The following is a 20,409-nucleotide window of genomic DNA, read 5'->3' as shown; positions in this document are numbered from 1 at the left end:
TTGTATTCTCATTTATTTTCTTTTATGGTGAACACAATTTTTAATACTTGCTAAAATAGCCATTCAAAAGCCTACGCGGTTAAATAACCACAATAACGCTGCCTCAAATTTTCAATATTATCTATTTTTATTATAGGATTTACTGCCATGACCGCTTTAGCCGACTTGCAACAGCATTTGACACGTTTTTGGGCTCTGCCTCACCATGAAAATGAAGTATTGAGAGCCAAGCTCAACGAAGTACAAACATGGCAACAAGTACGTATCCGTCACACCCATCGTGCACTGTTTGAACAACCCAAAAACCAGCTAATGGCAGATTATTTTTTAACGAAACTATATGGTGGTGATGAGTTCGAGATATTAGCAAAACAACTGGCCCGTATCCTGCCAAAAGCCAAAAAATTAGAGCGTCTTGCCAAAGAGTCTGCATTAGAAGCTGGTAGTATGGGTATTCAAGCAGCAATTTTGGCCATTGAGCTAGATCTACATTTGGCTGAGTGGTTACTCAATCAAGACTTGCCAGTGAACGCAGACAACATGCTAGCTGCCTACCGTGCGGTTGATGAGGAAGCTGAACGTCGAGTACAGATTGCCAACCTAAAAGACGTTTGTTACCGCACTGACAAACACTTAAATACCTTTATGCTCAAAAAGGCCTTTGCATTGGCAAAAGGTGCTGCTTATCGCAGCAATTACCAGCCACTTTATGATTTCATTGACGCAGGCTTCAAAGCTATGAAACCTTTAAGTAGCGTAAGCAGTTTTATTGAACCATTTTGTGAACGTGAACTGCTCATTGTTGATGAAGTACATAATGACGGTAAGCCAGTAGGGTTTGGTGTATCATAGAATCAATACGCTAAATAGCTAATTAATTCTTGTCATATCTCAGGCTATACATAGCCTAATAAAAACAAACCTTAGGATAATGTGATGACCGACACTTCAAGTAATAACAACGCTCATTTGCAAGACAAATTGGTAAAAGACAGTATCGATCATAACCAAAAGATCAGCGCGCAAATATTACGCGCGCAGACCGCTGCATCTAATAGAGATGATAGCAATAATGACTTTACCAAAGTCCAAGACCTACCAACTGGAACGCCACAAGGCCAACAAACGACTATGCTAAATACCGAAAAACCAACCAGTACGGATACTTCAGTACGCACAGAAAGGCAAGCGCTCTTCAATCAGCGTGATGATATCAATAACCCACATACGCCTGAAACTGATGGTAACGAGCAAACCCACTTTGGTTATAAGACGGTCAACAAAGCCGAAAAGCAAGCACGTGTGGCTGATGTATTCACCTCCGTCGCCAAAAAATATGACATCATGAATGATCTCATGTCATTTGGTATTCATCGTCTATGGAAGCGCTACGCCATTAGCCTATCAGGGGTTCGTGCCGGTCAGCATGTACTAGATATCGCGGGCGGTACAGGCGACTTAGCTAAAGTATTCAGCCGTGAAGTCGGTAGAAATGGCCATGTTGTATTATCTGATATCAATGCTGCCATGCTAGAAGTGGGCCGCGAGCGCTTAATCAATGCTGGCTGCAATAACGTTGATTTTGTACTGGCAAATGCTGAAACCTTGGCACCATTTGATGACAACAGCTTTGATTTGGTCACCATCAGCTTTGGTTTACGTAATGTCACCGACAAAGATGCAGCGCTGCGCGCGATGTACCGTGTCCTAAAGCCGGGTGGTCGCTTATTGATTTTAGAATTCTCAAAGCCCGTGTTTGAGCCATTATCTAAAGCATATGACTTGTATTCATTTACTGCACTGCCAGTGATGGGCAAACTGATTGCTAATGATTCTGAAAGCTATCAATATTTGGCTGAGTCGATTCGTATGCATCCTGATCAGCAGACGCTCAAACAGATGATGCAACAAGCAGGATTTGAGAACTGTGATTACCATAACCTGACTGCTGGCATTGTCGCTGTACATCGTGGTTTTAAAGCATAAAGTACAATTAGCAATACCATATTGAACCCAACATACTATGCGCTGACTCAAAGGCGCTCACTTAATGATGCGAGAGCCTTATGCTGACTGTCTTACTATTGGCTGGTGCCGAAAAGCTGATTAATATTGCCATTGCGAGTGACGAGATTACCAAGGCAGGGTTAGCGCCGCTTGCTGGTAAAGTATTGCGTCTCAATATGGGAATGCCTGACATCGATTTGGACGTATTGTTCACTCATGAGCGGTTGCGTTTTGAGCCAGTCACAACAGACAGCGTATTTGAGCCAAGTGGTCAGATGAGTGAGCGCCAAAAAGCCAGTATGGAGCGTGCCCGTTTTGGTCACAGCCGTCCGGACTGTACCATCACAGTCGATAATCCAGCACAGCTACTCAATCTGATGCGCGGCGCGGAGGGTAACTTACCAATCGCGGGCGATTACAAAGTACTGATGCAGCTCAAACAGCTGGTTGCTGGCTTCGATCCTGATTTGGCTGGACAGCTTGAGCCATTGATCGGCAAACCAATGGCTAGCCAATTACATCTTCTTATCTCTCAGCTTAAAGGCAGCTGGCGTCATAGTGCCAAACGTGCATTTGACGATGTCAGCGATTGGGCCAATGATGTGGCAGGCAATAGCGCGCCTGACCCTATTGAGGTCGCTGAAGTCAACGATCTCAAACAGCAGATTCTAAAGTTGCGTGCTGATGTTGAACGTGAAGAGGCCAAGCTTGCTGCTATCAAAGAAGAGAAAGCACGTTTCCTTAACAATTCTTTTCATCAGTAGTTTGTTTTATTAGTAGCTCATCTTATCAATGATGAGCACACGCTATTACTGATAGCATTGTCTATAATGACGTATAGCGCCTACCCTATTTTCGTTTTTGTCCAGAGTACCCAACCCCATGCTACTATCTCACCGCACCCGTCTACTTGAGCTTTGGCGTATCGCCGCAACTTATCGACTTGATACCCATTTATCTGTCGAAGAAACGCCGCAGCTGCAACCTTTAGCACGATTAATTCGTACGCATCCAGCAGCATGGGGTAAAAAGCATCAGCCAAATGGGATCAAGTACGCGCTTGAAGATATGGGTACGCTATTCCTAAAATTAGGCCAACTGCTCTCAACGCGTCGCGACTTGGTACCGCCTGAGATTATTGCTCAATTAGTACAGCTACAGGATAAAGTTAAACCTTTCGATGCTGATATTGCTATCGCCCAAATTCAGCACCCAAAACAGGGTCTTGGGCAGCCTATTGACACACTGTTTGCTCGTTTCGACATAAAGCCACTAGCAGCAGCGTCTATTGCACAAGTCCATACGGCGGCCTTGCATGACGGACGTGAAGTCGTCGTAAAAGTCGTGCGTCCTGATATTCGTACTGTGATTGTCTCTGATTTTGAATTGCTACGAGAACTGGCAAGTTGGGCATCGGCACGTATCGAGGCGGCGCGTGCTGTTCATATCATCGATATTGTCGAAGACTATCGACAAGTGATGCTCAATGAGCTGGATTTGACACTTGAGGCGGACAATACCACCCAGATGCGCAACAACTTCTTGGGTTCAGCATTGATGTATGTACCTGAAGTCTATGATGCTGCCAAAAACGTGATGGTCATGGAGCGTATCCAAGGGGTTCCTATCTCACAAGTTGAGGTATTTGATCAGCTGGGTTATGACCGTGCCGCGCTGGCAGAGAAAGGCTTGACGATATTTTTTACCCAAGTCTTCCGTGATAACTTTTTTCATGCCGATATGCATCCGGGCAATGTGTTTGTTGAGACGCCACCTGTCAAAACATTGCATGCAGATATGGCAGCGGTTGATTTGGGTCATCAGCCACGCTATATCGGGCTTGATTGCGCCATCATGGGTACCCTGTCAAAAGATGATCAGCTTATCGTGGCACGAATGCTACTAGCGGTCATGAATAACAACTTTACCGCGGTCGTTGACATCGTTAGCCGTGCAGGTTGGATACCACCAAATGCTGATAAGCATGCCCTAATGCGTGATATGAAACGCACCGTAGGCCCCATGCTACAAAAATCAATCAATGATATCGATTTTGCTGGTGTGCTGATGCAGATTTTAGACATTGCTCGCAGGCATCATATGAGTATCCCGCCGCAGCTCATGCTTTTGCTCAAAACCTTGGTACATGTAGAGGGGCTCGGTCGTGACTTATATCCTGATCTTGATATCTGGTCACTTGCCAAACCAATCTTGAGTAGCTGGATTAAAGAACAGTTAGACCCGATGCGCAATTTACAACAGCTACGCCAGCAATTACCTGAAATACTACTGTCTACCACTGATATTCCCAAGCTACTGGATCAAGGGCTACAAAGCCTCGCCTCACAAGGATCACGGCAAGACAGCCAACTGCGTGAAATACAACAAATTCGTGCTGATATGCTCAACGACCGTCGCCGCGACTGGTTGGCATTGGCAGGATTTGCTATTTTTATTGCTATCGCTACTCAAGTAGGCTGGTTTGCGCCATTGTTTTATTTGTTAGCTGTTTTAGTCGTTGTGTGGCGTATCCTAGCTTAATTGATATAAAACAAATGTCTGTCATCAAAGCATATCAAATGGATATTGAATATGCTAACTTAATGCCAAATAGTCGCATTATTTATAGGATTCATCATGTCATCACTACCATTGTCACAGACTCATAACACTATCAAGCCAGACCATAGTCTGGCTATTACAGCCTTACAGGAACGTTTTGGCAAACAATTGAGTGTGAATTCAACAGTGCGTGAGCAGCATGGCCATACAATGACGTGGCTGACTAATCAGCCACCAGACGCAGTATTAACGGTACAGGACAAACAGGAAGTAGCAGCGGCGGTCGAGATTTGTAATCAGTATCAGATGCCAGTAATCGCATTTGGCATTGGTTCGTCTTTGGAAGGCCAACTCAATGCACCTTATGGCGGGTTATGCATAGACATGCACGCGATGGATGCCATTTTGCAGGTTCATAACGAAGATTTGACCGTTACCGTTCAGCCTGGTGTGACGCGTGAGCAACTAAACCATTATCTGCGCGATACAGGGCTGTTTTTTCCGATAGACCCCGGCGCCAATGCCAGTATCGGTGGTATGGTCGCCACTCGCGCCTCAGGTACAAATGCGGTGCGTTATGGCACTATGAAAGATGTGGTACTCGCACTAGAAGTGGTGACCGCAAGTGGTGATATCGTAAGAACAGGCACGCGAGCCAAAAAATCTGCCGCAGGCTATGATCTAACACGACTGATGATAGGCTCGGAAGGGACACTTGGTATCGTCACTGAAATCACGCTGAAACTGTTTGGCATTAGCGAATGCATAGGTAGTGGTATTTGTCATTTTTCGACCATCGAAGATGCTTGTCAGGCAGTGATGCTGACTATTCAGATGTGCTTACCTATTGCTCGTATTGAACTACTTGACGCGATGCAAATAAAAGCATGCAATCAATATGACAACCTCAGTCTAACTGAGACACCAACGTTATTTGTCGAATTTCATGGCACAGACGCAGGTGTTGCTGAGCAAGCCAAGCTCTTTAACGATATCATCGAAGAATTTGGTGGTCGTGATTTTGCTTGGGATACTAATGAAGCTGAGCGCAAACGACTGTGGCAAGCGAGGCACAATGCCTATCATGCTAGCTCCGCTCTCAGACCTGATGCCAGCGCGTTATCGACTGATGCCTGCGTGCCTATATCACGACTTGCTGAGTGCGTCAGTGAGACGGCAAAAGATATCGAAGATGCTGGTATGATTGGACCTATCGTCGGTCATGTGGGTGATGGTAATTTCCATGTCTTACTCTTGGTCGATGCAGACAATCCTGAAGAAGTCGCCACCGCTGAAGACATTATCGGACGCTTAGCCACACGCGCTATTGAGATGGATGGCACTTGTACGGGCGAACACGGCATCGGGCAAGGCAAACAAAAATATATGGAGCAAGAGCATGGTAACGCATTAATGCTCATGCGAGCCATCAAGTCAGCACTTGATCCCAAAAATATTTTAAACCCAGGAAAAATATGGCCTGAGCCTTTATCTCCTTCCTAATGGTTTTATTAAAGCTATAGCCAAAAAAAATCGCCTACTTTCAATCAAAAGTAGGCGATTTTTTAATATTTATCTTTATAGCATTTGATCAATTGCCATCTGTGTCAGTACCCGTCCACGAGCGGTACGCAGGACATATCCTTGTTGAATAAGATAAGGTTCAATCACGTCCTCAAGCGTACCTCTATCTTCTGCCATTGCAGCTGCCACGGCTTCCACCCCAGCAGGACCACCATCAAAACGCTCGTGTAATATCTCTATATAGCGTCTATCCAGATGATCGAGACCACGTCTATCCACTGCCAACATGTCTAGCGCACTACCTGCAATCGCACCATTAATACTACCATCGCCTTTTACCTCAGCATAATCGCGCACACGGCGTAATAGGCGGTTAGCAATCCTTGGTGTACCGCGTGCACGGCGAGCAATCTCAATCGCACCATCCTCACTCATTGGTACACGCATCAGACGTGCTGCTCGACTGACAATCGTTGTGAGATCAGCAATATTATAAAACTCAAGACGCTGTACGATACCAAAACGATCACGCAACGGTGAGGTCAATAGCCCAGCTCTCGTGGTTGCTGCAACCAATGTAAAAGGAGGTAGATCAAGCTTGATAGAACGTGCGGCAGGCCCTTCACCAATCATAATATCCAGCTGAAAATCTTCCATCGCTGGATAGAGTATCTCTTCAATGACCGAGCTCAAACGATGAATCTCATCAATAAACAGCACATCACCCGCTTCCAGATTGGTCAGCATAGCAGCTAGATCACCTGGGCGCTCAAGCACAGGGCCTGAAGTAGAGCGTAGATTACCACCCATCTCGCGCGCGATAATATTGGCAAGGGTTGTCTTACCTAAACCGGGTGGACCGAATATCAGCGTGTGGTCTAAGGCTTCATCACGGCCCCTCGCTGCTCCAATAAAAACTTCCATTTGCTCACGCACCACTGGCTGACCAATATACTCAGCCAATAATGCTGGTCGGATATTAGCGTCAGGAGCGTCGTTCGCACCTTCTAGCGGATTAATTAAGCGATCTTGCATCATAGAATTTATCATTATATTAAAAAATTAGGTAATAAATAGCATAACCAAACGCTACGCATAAGTCATGCAAAACATCCTTAAATAGGCGCCAAAACGAAAATAAGCGACACTCAATGTCGCTTATCTGTTAAATGCACTATTTTGTTATTATCGATAGATAACTTTGGAACGTGAGCTTAAAAACCAGACAACTGCTGTAAGGTCGCTTTTAACAAGCCCTGAGTGTCTGCAAAGGTATCACCCTTACTTTTAGCCGCCTTAATGGCTAGCTGAGCTTCTTTTTCTTTGTAGCCCAAGCTAATCAGCGCTCCTTCTACCTCAGCAATGATACTGCCTTCGTGAGAAACGGCGGTTTGCTGAGGCATGAGCTCAAATGAACCGCTGTCCACTTCGATATTTTTCAGCTTGTCTTTGAGTTCGATAAGTAAACGTTGAGCCGTCTTTTTACCAATACCGGGGATACGAGTTAGTGCCGTTTCCGACTCTTGCTCAACATGCATTTTTAGCTCAGCCGCTGACATCGCAGACAGCATTGCCAATGCCATTTTTGCCCCAACGCCATTGATCTTAATCAATTGGCGAAAGACATCGCGCTCTTTACGGTCAATAAAACCATAGAGCAGTTGCGCATCTTCACGTACATGAAAATGTGTCCAAATACTCGCCTGCTCATTGAGTTGTAATTGACAAAACGATGGTAATGGCAGCTCGATATCATAACCCACACCAGAGGTTGTCATGATACAGGCCGTTGGCGCCATTAAATATTGCACCTGTCCGGTAATCAATCCAATCATCACTCACCTCTGTTGGTTATTATAAAGTTAAATCAGCTGCCATTTATTATGCAAGACCATCTTTCACTAGCATAGTCTATTGCTTATATACGCCTAGCCTTATTGGTAAAAATCGACCATGCCTTCGAGGCTAATTGGACGAATTTTATGCGCTTGACCTGCTGAACCAAATGCTTTAAAACGATTGGTGCAGATGTCTGACATCGCGACCATAGACGCTTTAAAGTATTTACGTGGATCGAATTCGCTTGGATTATTTGTCAAGAACTCACGGATAGCGCCTGTTGATGCTAGACGCAGATCGGTATCGATATTTACTTTACGCACACCATGCTTGATTGCTTCTACGATCTGCTCAACGGGCACACCATAAGTTTCGCCAATATCACCGCCGTTTTCATTGATGACTTTTAGCCACTCTTGCGGCACTGATGAAGAACCATGCATGACAAGATGCGTATTAGGAATACGGGCATGAATCTCTTTTACACGCTCAATCGATAAAATATCGCCTGTCGGTGGACGCGTAAATTTATAAGCACCATGGCTCGTACCGATAGCAATTGCTAGCGCATCAACATTAGTGTCTTTGACAAATTGCTCAGCTTCATCAGCACTGGTCAAAAGCTGCTCGTGATCTAATACGCCTTCTGCGCCAGAACCATCTTCTTCGCCTGCCATACCAGTCTCAAGGCTACCTAAGCAACCGATTTCGCCTTCTACAGACACACCGCACGCATGTGCCATTTTGACTACTTCACGCGTGACGCTGGCATTGTAATCATAATCCATTGGCGTTTTGCCATCTTCACCAAGTGAGCCGTCCATCATGACAGATGAGAAACCAAGCTGAATCGAGCGCTGGCAGATAGCTGGTGACATACCGTGATCTTGATGCATAACCACTGGAATATGTGGCCATTCTTCGATAGCAGCAATAATCAAATGACGCAAAAATGCCGACCCTGCATAATTACGTGCGCCCGCACTGGCTTGAACAATAACAGGTGAATCACAAGCATCCGCAGCCATCATGATTGCGCGCATTTGCTCTAAGTTATTGACGTTAAAGGCAGGAACACCGTAGTTGTGTTCAGCGGCATGATCTAGAAGTTGACGTAAGGATATTAGGGCCATAAGACGCTCTCTGATTGGATTTTGAATAGTATTTTAAATGCAGCTTTGTAACAATCATTCCGCTATCTGCTCGACCATACTGACTGTATATATATCAGTCAAAGTCTGACTCATTTGCGATATGATTATCACGCGGTGATTATAGCAAAAATTGTGCTGTCTTCGTAGCGGTTGCCTGACTATTTGTCAGTCTAATCAGTCTCTTTCTCTTATTGATGTCTACGACAACTGAACCATCTTATCTATTATACTCATAGCACAGAACGCAAAAAGCCTTGGCAATCACCAAGGCTTTTTTAATATTTCGAGGCTTATAAAGCAATGGCTATTATAATGAATGACTTACAATGTATAGTATTCAAAAATTTCAGCCATTATATCGCTTAGTTATTGCGTAGCTTAGTACTGTTGCTCTGCATCAACTGCAACATCGTTAGCACCATCAGCAACAGCATTGGCACCGTCAGCAACTGCTTCAGCGGTATTTTCAACTGCTGTGTTAGTACCTTCAGCGATAGCATCACCAGTGTTCTCTAGAGCGTCTGTTGCAGCTGCACCAGCAGTGTCTGCACTTTCAGCAACTTCAGCACCAGCATTTTGAGCAGCAACTTCAGCTTCAGCAGCAGCAGCGTCTGTTTCGGCAGCAGCAGCATCAGCGTTTGCAGCAGCATCATCGCCAGCTGACTCAACAGCAGCTTCAGTGTTATCTTCTGTTTGTTGGCTACATGCAGTAACTGCAAAAGTACCAGCAAGTATGCTAGCAAGTAACAAATGACGTTTTAACATAATAAACCTCTCGTAAATAATGCATGTCAAGATACATGGTCGCGCTATTTTATAGAGTACGAATGAGACATGCAATAATAATTTTCAGTGTAGAAACAAATAATTACTGCTTAATAATCAATGACTATAAATTTTAGCTATACCAATATAAATAAGCCAAATGAAAGTCAAAATATTATTTTCACAGACTACCTTAGATGTTTACTATTAGTTGTACGTCTAGTGTTACGAAAATACTGAGTAACGTTAATTAGTTAGGCGTTAATTTGTAACGCAGCAACTGCTGGGAGCACTTTACCTTCTACAAATTCTAAAAATGCACCACCGCCTGTTGACATATAACTGACGCCATCAGCGACTTGATATTTATCAATAGCCGCCAAGGTATCACCGCCACCCGCAATTGAAAAACCGTCGCTGTCTCTTACAGCTGTTGCTAGTATTTGCGTTCCTTGACCAAAAGCATCAACTTCAAAAACACCCACTGGACCATTCCACAAGATCGTTTTTGCATGAATAATAGCATCAGCAAGTTGCTTTGCGCTTTCTGGCGCGATATCCAATATCATGTCCTTTTCGCCAATGGCATCAACTGACTTAATCGTTGCGACTGCCTTTTGCAATGAACCAGTAAAGTCAGCAAAATCGATGTCGTCTTTATCAGCAACGACCACATACTCAGGCAGTAATATCTCAGTCTTGGTCATGATATCGCGCGCAGTATCGATCAAATCTGCTTCGTATAGCGACGCGCCCACACTATGTCCTTGCGCCGCTAAGAAAGTATTCGCAATACCGCCACCAACGATAATCTGTGTACATACTTCAGCCAAACTGTGTAGCACTTCTAACTTAGTAGAAACTTTTGAGCCGCCAACGATGGCAAGCATAGGCTGCGCTGGTGTTTCAAGCGCTAGGCTCAAAGCATCGAGCTCCGCTGCTAATAAAGGTCCTGCGCATACGGCTTTACCTGCTTGACGCATTGCTTGCGTAACGCCTTCTGTCGATGCCTGTGCACGGTGAGCCGTACCAAAAGCATCCATAACAAAGACATCACACAGATCAGCATACTTCTTCGCTAATGTCGCATCATTCTTTTTTTCACCATCATTGAAGCGTACATTCTCTAACAGTACTACTTCGCCAGATTTTACAGCAGCGCCTTGAATCAGGTAATCATTATTCAGGCGCACTGGTGACGCTAGTTGCGAGCCCAGTTTGTCTGTCAAATAATCAGCAACTGGTGCCAATGAATAAATAGACTCAGGATTGCCTTCTGTTGGTCGCCCCAGATGTGAACAAACAATAACAGCGGCACCCTTCTCTAGCGCCATCTCAATAGTAGGTAGACTTGCTTGTAAGCGAGCAGCACTCGTGACTTTACCATCTTTAATAGGGACATTTAAATCTTCTCGGATCAATACCACTTTATCGGTTAAGTTCAGCTCGCTCATACGCAAAAAATTCATTACCTGCTCCTATGCATCAATATATCTATTAATTTACGATTACTATCATGATTGATATGACTGATAATTTTTTAACTATCATCTACGATGTGCGCTCTAATAATGAGCCTTATTAGAGCGCACTCTCGTTATCTTTTTATATCTTTATCACTGAGTCTTTATACTCACTATCAAACCAAGTTACTGGAACAGATAAGTGAGTAGAAATCAGTGGCGGTGTATTCTATCAGTTTTCTATGAGATGCTCACAAGCAAACTTTCACGATTTTTAAAAACATGAAAATATTGAATGAGTAATTTTACTCCAGCATTGATAGGAAACGGTTGTAACTGCTAGCTTTGAACTCATTCAATAAACAGTAACATTTCGTGGTGGTACTCAGCAGTCAGGCTCTTTATGATAGAAGCGTTGACAATAACAATAACTTTTTAGGAGAACACAATGAGTATCGACTTAGACACTGCCAAGCAAAATCTATTAAAACTAAAAGATGAGTACGAGTCTCGCATTGACAAAATCGAAGATCATATCCAAAACCCACAAGATGATCTCAATGAGCACTGGGAAGATCAGGCTATATCCTATCGTCAAAATGATATGCGCAAAAATTTAATGAGCGAAGCGCGTCAGAGCCTAATCTATGTCGAAAATGCCTTAAGTCGGATTGAAAACGGTACTTATGGCGAGTGCGAGGTCTGCGGTGAGCCAATCGAAGAGCAACGTTTAGAAGCGCTGCCCTACGCTACTCTATGCATGGAACATGCTGAATAGCTAATAAATTTTATATAGAACACATTTTATACAGCAGGTGTTTTCCATTTAAAAAATGCCTGCTGCCATTGATAGCAACGCTCGGTGATTTTTTCTACAGGTAAATCCATAATATCGCCTACTACCGCCACAAGCGCAATTGGTATGCCTGCCAGCTCTGAAACATTTTCTGCAGTCAATCCGCCTATCACACATATAGGTATGTCTTGTTGACAGCCTTCAATTAGGTTCTGACGCGAGATAATGTCAGCATACGGCTTTGTGGTAGATGCAAATATGGCACCCATCGCAGCGTAGCTTGCACCATCATCTTTTGCCTCTCTGACTAATTCAATATTCCCATGGCAAGTTCGACCAATTATTTTAGTCGACTCAAGAGACTGCAAAGCATCACCAATTTTGCCATCTCCTTGCCCAAGGTGCACACCAATACCAAGCTTGGCTGCTAGTGCAATATTATCATTCATAACGACTGGAACGTCATGTGCTTTGGCCAGCTTAACAATCTGTTTGGCTTCTTCATAAAGCGTTATATGACCATCTGGCAGACTAAGCGTTTGCTTGCGCCGAATCTGCAGCAATGCAATCAGTCCTGTCGATAAGGCGGCATCTAACTTTTGGTATAACAATTCAAATTCATCATCATTGGTCAGCAAATATAGCTTGGGTATCGCAGATGAGATTGATGATTGGTTCATAGTGCAGATCCTTAATCTTAAACTCAACACAATAAAAAGGCTGTTATATGATATAACAGCCTTTTTTATATATTTAAAACAGCGTGTCTATACGGTACGACGTGTCGCTAAGCTGTTTAGAATGTTTTTAGCATCGCCCCAACGTGTTGCTGAGCTGTTTGCCCCTAAGATAACGATAATTGCAGGGCGGTTATTGACTCGCGTTTCCATCACAACACAGCGCCCAGCTTCGTTGATAAAACCTGTTTTTGAGATACCGATTGGGTAATCACCTGCACGAACCAAGCTACTAGTATTGTTGGCTTTATAAGTACGGTTACCACTTGAGTAGTTTGAAACAAAGAAATCATAGCTCTTGGTGGTAGAGAAGCGACGAATCACATCGTAGTTACCAGCCGCACGCACCATTTTTACCAAATCATTCGATGAGGCGACGTTACGCTTATCAAGACCCGTTGGATCACCAAAAAATGCCGTAGTCATACCTAGATCTTGTGCTTTTCTGTTCATCGCACGGATAAAGGCATTATAGCCGCCTGGGTAGTTACGTGCCAAGCTCTTTGCGGCTGGGTTTTCAGACTTCATCAAAGCCATCAATAGCATCTCGGCACGGTTCATACGATCGCCTGATTTTAGGCGTGAGCTGGCGCGCTTAGGCCCGACAAAGTCTTCTGGATCAAGCGTGATTTCTTCACGCATATCAAGACCTGCATCTAGCACAACCATAGCTGTCATTATTTTGGTAATGCTGGCCATAGGACGTGCAATATCGGCGTCTTTTTCGTAGATAGATTCGCCTGTTTCAGCATCAATCACGGCAACGCTGCGCGAGTCCGTACTGATTGGGATCATGTCACTGCTACCAAATGCACCGCGATAAGTTGTGTTATAACGCGCACTATTGGTATTGTTACTGCTAGCAAAACTGTTGCTATTCGTGATATTGGTCGTACCATAGCCATTGTCGACTTTTTTGATAGCAGAGCCATTAGACTTGTACATGATGTTACGCGCTTCAGACAAACTATCAGCACCGCCCCAACTCAAGCGTGCACTCGAAGCTGTCTCAGTGCTACCATTAATCGTAAGTGCGGCTTGTGCAACACTGCCCAAACTCAATGAAATCATAGCAGCGATCAATTGCTGTTTGGTTAATGGTAGTTGCTTCATTATGCCTCCTGCTGTCGCTATCACGCCAGTTACATACTGCCTGACGCCAAAAACGTACGTAGCGTTTATAGATGTGTTTGTAAGTACTCACATAGAGCTTTTGTATTTTTAGTGTATCATGGTTTACATTTAAGTTTAATCTATCAAACTGATTTAATGGTTTTTTTTAGCTTCATTCAAACTTTGATACAACTGATTTATATTTTAGAAACACTGATTAACAATACAGCAATATAACTTAACTTAGAATGTTATGATTCTTTGTACTTTATTATATTAAATGAAGATATTGATACAGCACATTAGCCGTATCCTATGTATTTAAAATCAAAAAACGGCTTATGTTAACTTTGTTTTTTCTGTTATTTAATCCTTATAAAGACATTCATTCTGACAAACGATAAAGAGTATGGTTATGATTAAAGTGTTGGTGGTCGATGATCATGATTTAGTACGGATGGGTATTAGCCGTATGTTGTCAGACAGCCCCGATATCGAAGTAGTGGGCGAAGCAGATAGTGGTGATATGGCAATCAAGCAGGCCAAGCAGTTACGTCCTGACGTGGTATTGCTAGATGTCAATATGCCTAATATTGGTGGTCTTGAAGCGACCAAACGCTTGATTCAGCTCGATATGGGTATCAAGATTTTAGCGGTTAGTAGTATGTCTGCACAGCCCTATCCCTCAATGCTCATCAAAGCTGGTGTGAATGGTTATATCACGAAAGGCACGCCACTTGATGAGATGATACGCGCGGTCAAAAAAATCTATCAAGGTGGTCGTTATTTTAGCCAAGACGTTGCTGAACAATTGGCGGACGTCTTATTGTCTGACAATGCCAGCTCGCCTTTTGATTTGTTAAGTGATAGAGAAAAGCAAGTGGCTATGATGGTTGTCAATTGTCAAAGCCCGCAGCAGATTGCTGACCAATTATTTGTTAGCGTCAAAACCATCAACACCTATCGCTACCGTATTTACGAAAAAGTTGGCGTTGATAGTGATGTAAAATTAACGCATTTGGCCATTCGCCATGGTTTGATTCAACCATAAGTTGCTTAGTATCTCATTTGTCATCATGGTCAATTTATGAAACCTGCTCCCACCATCATTTCTGTCATCAGTCGCTATTTACACCACGATGATACGCTTCCTTTGCCGCAGCTGCGCAGACTAGGCATTATTTATAGCAGTTATCGCTTTGTCGTCAGTATATTTTCTATGCTGATGATATATATATCTGCACGCACTGGTGATAGCGCGTCTCTCCCCAGTTTTTTGCAGCAGACAGCCCTGAGTTTTTATGTAATGCTGAGCTTAATTTTGCTCGGGTTATTTTATGTTGTCACAAAGCAGATGCGCCGACAGCTAGCGTTTGGGCTAGTATTAGACGTTATTATATTAAGCTTATTGCTGTATACAGCAGGTGAGCCGGACTTACAATTGACCATGCTCTATATGGTCGTTGTCGCCGCTAGCTTTATGCTATTGAATGGTTCACAAGCGCTAGTTATCACCTTACTGGCTATTATTTTTGTTATCTATCAGCAGTTCTTTTATGCCATTGCCAATAGCATGAATTTGGCCAATTTAGGCGATGCTTTGCTGATGTCAGCAAGCTTCTTAGCAGTAGGTGGTTTGAGTTGGTCTATCTCACAACGTTTGGTACAGCTTGAGAAAGTAGCACAAAGTCATGCCAAAGAGGTTGAACGACTTAATGTCATCAATCAAGAAGTGATTACACAAATGGTCAATGGTGTGATTGTCATCGATAAACAGGATATCGTCCTTGCAAATCTAGCAGCCCACCAACTGCTCAGTATCACACAAGATTCATCGTTGCGTGCATCTAGCACTTCAACTGATATAAAAGAAATGAGAGGCGATACGCCTCATGCCATTCTATCTAACTTTAAACAACAACTTAGCAAACAGCATTCTCAGCTACTCCAAGCTTGCTTGTCAGTCGCTACAGGACAATCGCGTACGTTTACGTACGATGTGCCTGAGGTGGCAAACGCTTCGATATTTGGTAAGCTACGCGTACAAATCATCCCGCTAAAAGATGATAGCAAATTAATCCTATTAGAAGACTTACGCCGTGAGCAGGCCAGCGCCCAACAATTAAAACTGGCATCGTTAGGGCAACTCACTGCCAGTATTGCTCATGAAATTAGAAATCCTCTAGCCGCTATCTCACAAGCCAGCCAACTACTGATGGAAGACTTGACCGAAATTGAGGCAAACGACAATGCATTGGCAAATGCATCAAATATCGATATGACGGGCAATCATGAGCTCTATGAAATGATATTTTCGCAAACCAAACGCGTCAACCGTATTATTGAAGATATTTTAAAACTGTCTCGCCAGCAAGCGGCCTCTCAGCAAGCCATTGTTTTGGCTGAGTGGATGCCAGCATTTTTGGATAACTATTTTCAAGGGCACGACATTTTTCTACGTGTAAAAACCCAACCAATCATATCATTTGATCCTCACCAGTTAGAACAAATTTTGATTAACTTGATCAACAATGGCTTGCGTTATAGTAGTTATAGCCACCCTCATGCTTATGTAGAAATCGAGATTTACTGTGCAGACAACGATGTTATAATTGATATATTAGATGATGGCGATGGTATTAAGACTGAAGATTTAAAACATTTGTTTAATCCATTTTTTACAACAGACAAAGCTGGCACCGGCTTAGGACTATATTTATCGCAAGCCTTTTGTGAAGCCAATCAGGCACGTTTGCTCTATATTCCTGAACATGAAAAAACCTGTTTTCGTTTAATTTCGCCTGCTATTGACTCTGAAAATATCTTTCAAGCCGTTGAAGAAAATCTTTATTAATCCTAGATATAAATCAAAACACTATCTAATCACAAATGTTTGAACATTACATATTGGTAGCTAAAAGACACCATACATGATTGATTTACACATTTCTTTGTAAAAGAAGCTGACCCCTATTTAGACCTAGCTATTAATACTTTGTAGCCATTGAATTTGACGAGATAATGTATGACAACAAACGCGCTAGTCGTTGATGACGAAGTGGATCTATGCCGATTGATGCAAATCACTTTGACCAAGATGGGCATCAAAAGTGATGTAGCCTATACTTTGGCGCAAGCAAGATCATACTGGCAAGACAATACTTATGATTTTTGTCTCACTGACTTGAAACTACCTGACGGCTCAGGGTTGGAGCTGGTCAAAGAAATCAGCAACAGCTCGCATACGCCGATAGCTGTCATCACTGCTCATGGAAGTATGGATCTGGCCATTGAAGCACTGAAGCTTGGTGCTTTTGATTTTGTCAATAAACCACTTGAGCTACCAAGATTACGTCAATTGGTAGAAAACGCTCTAAAGGTTATTCATCAAGATAATGAGGCACAAGCCACACCTGAATCCTCACCTGAGCAAAAAATGCTGGACGCTAGGCTAATCGGTGATTCTGCGGTCATGCACCCTCTTAAAAACACCATACTAAAATTGGCACGCTCACAAGCGCCTGTTTTTTTATCTGGTGCGTCTGGTACAGGTAAAGAGGTCGTCGCTAGACTGATTCATGATTTAAGTCCGAGACGAGATGGCAGCTTTGTACCAGTGAACTGCGGTGCAATACCTTCTGAGCTGATGGAGTCAGAGTTTTTTGGTCATAAAAAAGGCAGTTTTACAGGGGCTGTGGCTGACAAGCAGGGATTGTTTCAGCAAGCCAATGGCGGTACCTTATTTTTAGATGAGGTGGCAGACTTACCATTAGCCATGCAGGTTAAGCTATTACGTGCCATCCAAGAAAAGACCGTGAGGGCCATTGGTGACACCAAAGAAGTACCAGTAGACATCCGCATTTTATCCGCTACTCATAAAGATTTGAGCCGCTTGGTACAGGATGGTGCGTTTCGACAAGATTTGTATTATCGTATCAATGTGATTGAGCTTAAGCTACCGACATTGAATGATCGACGTGATGACATCCCTGTATTAGCAGAGCACTTTTTAGCTATGATTACTGCTGAATGGCAGTTAGACGTGCCACCGTCTCTAACACGTGAAGCCAGCGAGCGTTTGCAGCGCCATGACTTTGCCGGTAACGTTCGTGAACTACGTAATTTACTTGAGCGTGCAGTAACGTTGGCGGAGACTTCGGACATTGATATCAGTCATTTAGGCCTACCTGATGTTGAACTCGATTTTGAAAACACACAAACTCACAGCAATGCGCAACCATCTAACCATTACGCAAATGAGCAAAACCAATCTCAACCAACCACGCAAACAATGTCTAAAGCCACAGAAAACCGTGAACAGGCTCTTCAATCTGACAGTGAGATAACGGCTGTAAAGCACAAGCAAGAAACAACTAACTTGCACCCTTATCGTACTAATACCCAACACTACCCTTCAATGATACAGCGCTCAGTACCTAATCATACAGAACCATCAACCAGCCCAAGTTATACGAATGAGGAAGCACCGTTCAATCGTTCTACTCAACCAAAAGAGAATGACATTACGAGCCTGCAAGAACCGCTTGATGGTCAATTGCCAGCCCAAGGGTTGGAGCATTATCTACAAGAACAAGAAAAGCAATTAATTATCACAGCCCTCAAACAGACTGGCTGGAATAAAACCCAAGCAGCAGAACTACTTGGAACGACTTTTCGCTCATTACGTTATCGTATGAAAAAGTTAGAAATTGCAGAAGACCAATCTGAGTAGGTCTTCTATCGGGCCATTGAATTTTTATTTCAGAGATTCAATAGCTGTCTGACGGTATGTTGTTAAGTTTTAGTCTATCAACAATATATTAATTTGCAGTAGCCTTTCGAATGAAGCGGATGCCGGAATCGAGCGCGCGGGGTTTTAGTAAATCCAGCGCCTGCTGCTCCCATGAGCTCTCACTTCCTGACAAAGTAATGTCAGGCTCAACACCGATGCCGTCGATCTGTCTGCCTGATGCGGTCATATAATTAGCTACTGTCAACTTGACTGCTTGCTCGTCATTGAGTGGTATGACTGACTGTACTGAGCCTTTACCATAGCTCACTTCGCCGATGATAGTAGCGCGTTTTTGTGCCTGTAAACTACTGGCCAAAACCTCTGCCGCGGATGCCGAGTAGCGATTTTGTAAAACAACCATAGGCAGAGGCTTAAGTATTGCATCCCCTTGGGTCGTTAGTACGCGCGATTTGTCTTGACGTGCTTGTACTTGTACCACATCGGTACCATTCATGAATAAACTGGCAACGCTCACCGCCGATGTAAGAACACCGCCCGGATTGTCACGCATATCTAGTAGAATGCCTGAGATAGGTGCATCTAAATTAATCAAACCTTCCAACAGCTTTTCACGGCTATTGTTCTGGAACGCAGGTAGTTTAACAATCGCAATGCCATCGACGAGTTTTGTCTCGACAATTTGAGGGTGACTATTATTCCGCTGTAACGTCGTCGTGTGCTTGCGGCGACCCGCTTTAGAAGTGATGATATCTACTTGGGTGCCAGCAATCCCTGTTAATAGCTGCTCAACGTCATTACTTTGCCGATTTTCGTCAAGTTTGAATTCACCAACTTGGTGTAAATAATCTCCCACTGCGATGCCTTTTTTATCTGCAGGCGAATCATCGATAACTTCTGTGATGACCCAATAGCCCACCTCTGGCTGATAAGTCACTTGGATACCGATATCACCTACGTCCCCTTCGGTGAAAGCGCGTAGGTTTTCATAGGCCTCCGCATCCAAAAACTCAGCATGGCTATCAAGCTTAGTTAGCATGCCACTCATTGCATTATTAAATAACTCCTCATCATTGACCGCGTCAACATACTGACGGCGCACTAAATCAACAACAGCAACAAAGGTTTTTAATGTCTCAGGAGAAATTGCATTCAATGATACTTGCGCAACCTCTGATGGAATACTGGTATCGATATTGTCATCATCGTCTATTAACGCACTCTCGTCCGGCATACTGTCTATTGAATCATCTGATTCGTCTGCAGCATTCAGCATCTCAGTGTCATCTTCAGCCATTATCTCATCGGCATTCAAACTGATAAGCTGTAGGCTTGATGTAGGACTAGCATCATCGGCTGAGGTCACTGCTGCTTGCGCGTCCATACTGACAAGACATAATCCAAGTAAACCTATTGCTAAAGTGGGCTTAAAGCCTATAAACTTGAATAATACGGGTTTGGACATAATGGTCGATAGCGACGACTTCATCACTCGTTGTTCTAATTGTTTAGACAAAGATGAGCACACAAAAGAGATAGGATGCATAAAAAACTCATTTAAATAATAGAATGTATAAAGTTATTGTTATGTATTACCGTATAAGTTAACACCAAAGGCCTCTCTCAAACTAGGGCAGTTTTGCAAATCATCAAGCAAAATGCATCATAAAAAAGGGAAAGGTAATAGCTACCCCTCCCT

At 43.4% G+C, this 20,409-nt stretch carries 17 protein-coding genes; 9 read left to right on the top strand and 8 right to left on the bottom strand.

Annotation, left to right across the window (positions count from 1 at the left end):
- The first annotated feature begins 147 nt into the window (after positions 1-147).
- From ACTXGK_RS19855 to ACTXGK_RS19835, 5 genes are all read left to right on the top strand, one after another.
- Positions 148-852 carry an FFLEELY motif protein gene (locus ACTXGK_RS19855; protein ID WP_443516546.1) on the top strand — a complete coding sequence of 235 codons (705 nt, stop codon included), beginning with the start codon at positions 148-150 and terminating at the stop codon, positions 850-852.
- Between the two features lie 84 nt (positions 853-936).
- Positions 937-1,986: a bifunctional demethylmenaquinone methyltransferase/2-methoxy-6-polyprenyl-1,4-benzoquinol methylase UbiE gene (ubiE, locus tag ACTXGK_RS19850; RefSeq protein ID WP_443516544.1), complete on the top strand. Its 1,050-nt coding sequence runs from the start codon at positions 937-939 to the stop codon at positions 1,984-1,986.
- 80 nt (positions 1,987-2,066) lie between these two features.
- Positions 2,067-2,771 carry a ubiquinone biosynthesis accessory factor UbiJ gene (locus ACTXGK_RS19845; protein ID WP_443516543.1) on the top strand — a complete coding sequence of 235 codons (705 nt, stop codon included), beginning with the start codon at positions 2,067-2,069 and terminating at the stop codon, positions 2,769-2,771.
- 118 nt (positions 2,772-2,889) lie between these two features.
- Complete coding sequence (locus ACTXGK_RS19840; RefSeq protein WP_443516541.1) at positions 2,890-4,548, top strand: ABC1 kinase family protein; 1,659 nt, start codon at positions 2,890-2,892, stop codon at positions 4,546-4,548.
- A gap of 96 nt (positions 4,549-4,644) precedes the next feature.
- A complete protein-coding gene (locus tag ACTXGK_RS19835) occupies positions 4,645-6,072 on the top strand; it encodes an FAD-binding oxidoreductase (protein ID WP_443516540.1) in 1,428 nt (475 codons plus the stop codon).
- Positions 6,073-6,147: 75 nt separating this feature from the next.
- Here ACTXGK_RS19835 and ruvB read toward each other — a convergent pair whose 3' ends face one another.
- The 5 genes from ruvB to ACTXGK_RS19810 all read right to left on the bottom strand — a co-directional run bounded on the left by ruvB (position 6,148) and on the right by ACTXGK_RS19810 (position 11,320).
- Positions 6,148-7,128: a Holliday junction branch migration DNA helicase RuvB gene (gene ruvB, locus ACTXGK_RS19830; RefSeq protein ID WP_058025939.1), complete on the bottom strand. Its 981-nt coding sequence runs from the start codon at positions 7,126-7,128 to the stop codon at positions 6,148-6,150.
- A 179-nt stretch (positions 7,129-7,307) separates the two neighbouring features.
- Positions 7,308-7,928 (bottom strand): Holliday junction branch migration protein RuvA, encoded by a 621-nt coding sequence (gene ruvA / locus ACTXGK_RS19825; RefSeq protein WP_443516539.1) that lies wholly within the window; start codon positions 7,926-7,928, stop codon positions 7,308-7,310.
- Positions 7,929-8,027: 99 nt separating this feature from the next.
- A complete protein-coding gene (fba, locus tag ACTXGK_RS19820; protein ID WP_443516537.1) occupies positions 8,028-9,065 on the bottom strand; it encodes a class II fructose-bisphosphate aldolase in 1,038 nt (345 codons plus the stop codon).
- A gap of 399 nt (positions 9,066-9,464) precedes the next feature.
- Complete coding sequence (locus tag ACTXGK_RS19815; RefSeq protein WP_443516536.1) at positions 9,465-9,851, bottom strand: hypothetical protein; 387 nt, start codon at positions 9,849-9,851, stop codon at positions 9,465-9,467.
- Positions 9,852-10,105: 254 nt separating this feature from the next.
- Positions 10,106-11,320, bottom strand: a complete 1,215-nt coding sequence (locus ACTXGK_RS19810) for a phosphoglycerate kinase (RefSeq protein ID WP_443516534.1) — start codon at positions 11,318-11,320, stop codon at positions 10,106-10,108.
- A 442-nt stretch (positions 11,321-11,762) separates the two neighbouring features.
- On the opposite strand from ACTXGK_RS19810, the gene ACTXGK_RS19805 reads away from it, so the two are divergent.
- Positions 11,763-12,092 carry a TraR/DksA family transcriptional regulator gene (locus ACTXGK_RS19805; RefSeq protein ID WP_058025902.1) on the top strand — a complete coding sequence of 110 codons (330 nt, stop codon included), beginning with the start codon at positions 11,763-11,765 and terminating at the stop codon, positions 12,090-12,092.
- Positions 12,093-12,118: 26 nt separating this feature from the next.
- On the opposite strand, the gene ACTXGK_RS19800 is transcribed toward ACTXGK_RS19805, so the two are convergent.
- The gene (locus tag ACTXGK_RS19800) at positions 12,119-12,790 is read right to left on the bottom strand and encodes a thiamine phosphate synthase (RefSeq protein WP_443516532.1); all 672 of its coding nucleotides are present in this window, start codon (positions 12,788-12,790) and stop codon (positions 12,119-12,121) included.
- An 87-nt stretch (positions 12,791-12,877) separates the two neighbouring features.
- Positions 12,878-13,960: a serine hydrolase gene (locus ACTXGK_RS19795; RefSeq protein WP_443516530.1), complete on the bottom strand. Its 1,083-nt coding sequence runs from the start codon at positions 13,958-13,960 to the stop codon at positions 12,878-12,880.
- A gap of 415 nt (positions 13,961-14,375) precedes the next feature.
- Here ACTXGK_RS19795 and ACTXGK_RS19790 point away from each other — a divergent pair, with 415 nt between their 5' ends.
- The 3 genes from ACTXGK_RS19790 (at position 14,376) to ACTXGK_RS19780 (ending at position 18,692) form a co-directional block, all read left to right on the top strand.
- Positions 14,376-15,011, top strand: coding sequence for a response regulator (locus tag ACTXGK_RS19790; RefSeq protein WP_058025905.1), 636 nt, complete (start codon positions 14,376-14,378; stop codon positions 15,009-15,011).
- A gap of 36 nt (positions 15,012-15,047) precedes the next feature.
- The gene (locus ACTXGK_RS19785) at positions 15,048-16,814 is read left to right on the top strand and encodes a sensor histidine kinase (RefSeq protein WP_443516528.1); all 1,767 of its coding nucleotides are present in this window, start codon (positions 15,048-15,050) and stop codon (positions 16,812-16,814) included.
- 171 nt (positions 16,815-16,985) lie between these two features.
- On the top strand, positions 16,986-18,692 hold the full coding sequence (locus ACTXGK_RS19780; RefSeq protein ID WP_443516526.1) for a sigma-54-dependent transcriptional regulator: 1,707 nt from the start codon (positions 16,986-16,988) through the stop codon (positions 18,690-18,692).
- Between the two features lie 88 nt (positions 18,693-18,780).
- Here the strand turns inward: ACTXGK_RS19780 and ACTXGK_RS19775 are convergent, their stop codons facing one another.
- Entirely contained in the window at positions 18,781-20,256 is a 1,476-nt protein-coding gene (locus ACTXGK_RS19775) for a S41 family peptidase (protein WP_443516524.1), read from the bottom strand.
- Between the last annotated feature and the right edge of the window lie 153 nt (positions 20,257-20,409).

Origin of the sequence: Psychrobacter sp. T6-5 (assembly GCF_052258485.2) — a bacterium.
Taxonomy (GTDB): domain Bacteria; phylum Pseudomonadota; class Gammaproteobacteria; order Pseudomonadales; family Moraxellaceae; genus Psychrobacter.
This window is presented reverse-complemented; position numbering and strand designations above follow the sequence as displayed.

What these genes read in the sequence shown, in the direction of transcription:
- ACTXGK_RS19855 (WP_443516546.1), top strand. Translation starts at nt 148, where the DNA reads ATGACCGCTTTAGCCGACTTGCAACAGCATTTGACACGTTTTTGGGCT.
- ubiE (WP_443516544.1), top strand. Translation starts at nt 937, where the DNA reads ATGACCGACACTTCAAGTAATAACAACGCTCATTTGCAAGACAAATTG.
- ACTXGK_RS19845 (WP_443516543.1), top strand. Translation starts at nt 2,067, where the DNA reads ATGCTGACTGTCTTACTATTGGCTGGTGCCGAAAAGCTGATTAATATT.
- ACTXGK_RS19840 (WP_443516541.1), top strand. Translation starts at nt 2,890, where the DNA reads ATGCTACTATCTCACCGCACCCGTCTACTTGAGCTTTGGCGTATCGCC.
- ACTXGK_RS19835 (WP_443516540.1), top strand. Translation starts at nt 4,645, where the DNA reads ATGTCATCACTACCATTGTCACAGACTCATAACACTATCAAGCCAGAC.
- ruvB (WP_058025939.1), bottom strand. Translation starts at nt 7,128, where the DNA reads ATGCAAGATCGCTTAATTAATCCGCTAGAAGGTGCGAACGACGCTCCT.
- ruvA (WP_443516539.1), bottom strand. Translation starts at nt 7,928, where the DNA reads ATGATTGGATTGATTACCGGACAGGTGCAATATTTAATGGCGCCAACG.
- fba (WP_443516537.1), bottom strand. Translation starts at nt 9,065, where the DNA reads ATGGCCCTAATATCCTTACGTCAACTTCTAGATCATGCCGCTGAACAC.
- ACTXGK_RS19815 (WP_443516536.1), bottom strand. Translation starts at nt 9,851, where the DNA reads ATGTTAAAACGTCATTTGTTACTTGCTAGCATACTTGCTGGTACTTTT.
- ACTXGK_RS19810 (WP_443516534.1), bottom strand. Translation starts at nt 11,320, where the DNA reads ATGAATTTTTTGCGTATGAGCGAGCTGAACTTAACCGATAAAGTGGTA.
- ACTXGK_RS19805 (WP_058025902.1), top strand. Translation starts at nt 11,763, where the DNA reads ATGAGTATCGACTTAGACACTGCCAAGCAAAATCTATTAAAACTAAAA.
- ACTXGK_RS19800 (WP_443516532.1), bottom strand. Translation starts at nt 12,790, where the DNA reads ATGAACCAATCATCAATCTCATCTGCGATACCCAAGCTATATTTGCTG.
- ACTXGK_RS19795 (WP_443516530.1), bottom strand. Translation starts at nt 13,960, where the DNA reads ATGAAGCAACTACCATTAACCAAACAGCAATTGATCGCTGCTATGATT.
- ACTXGK_RS19790 (WP_058025905.1), top strand. Translation starts at nt 14,376, where the DNA reads ATGATTAAAGTGTTGGTGGTCGATGATCATGATTTAGTACGGATGGGT.
- ACTXGK_RS19785 (WP_443516528.1), top strand. Translation starts at nt 15,048, where the DNA reads ATGAAACCTGCTCCCACCATCATTTCTGTCATCAGTCGCTATTTACAC.
- ACTXGK_RS19780 (WP_443516526.1), top strand. Translation starts at nt 16,986, where the DNA reads ATGACAACAAACGCGCTAGTCGTTGATGACGAAGTGGATCTATGCCGA.
- ACTXGK_RS19775 (WP_443516524.1), bottom strand. Translation starts at nt 20,256, where the DNA reads ATGCATCCTATCTCTTTTGTGTGCTCATCTTTGTCTAAACAATTAGAA.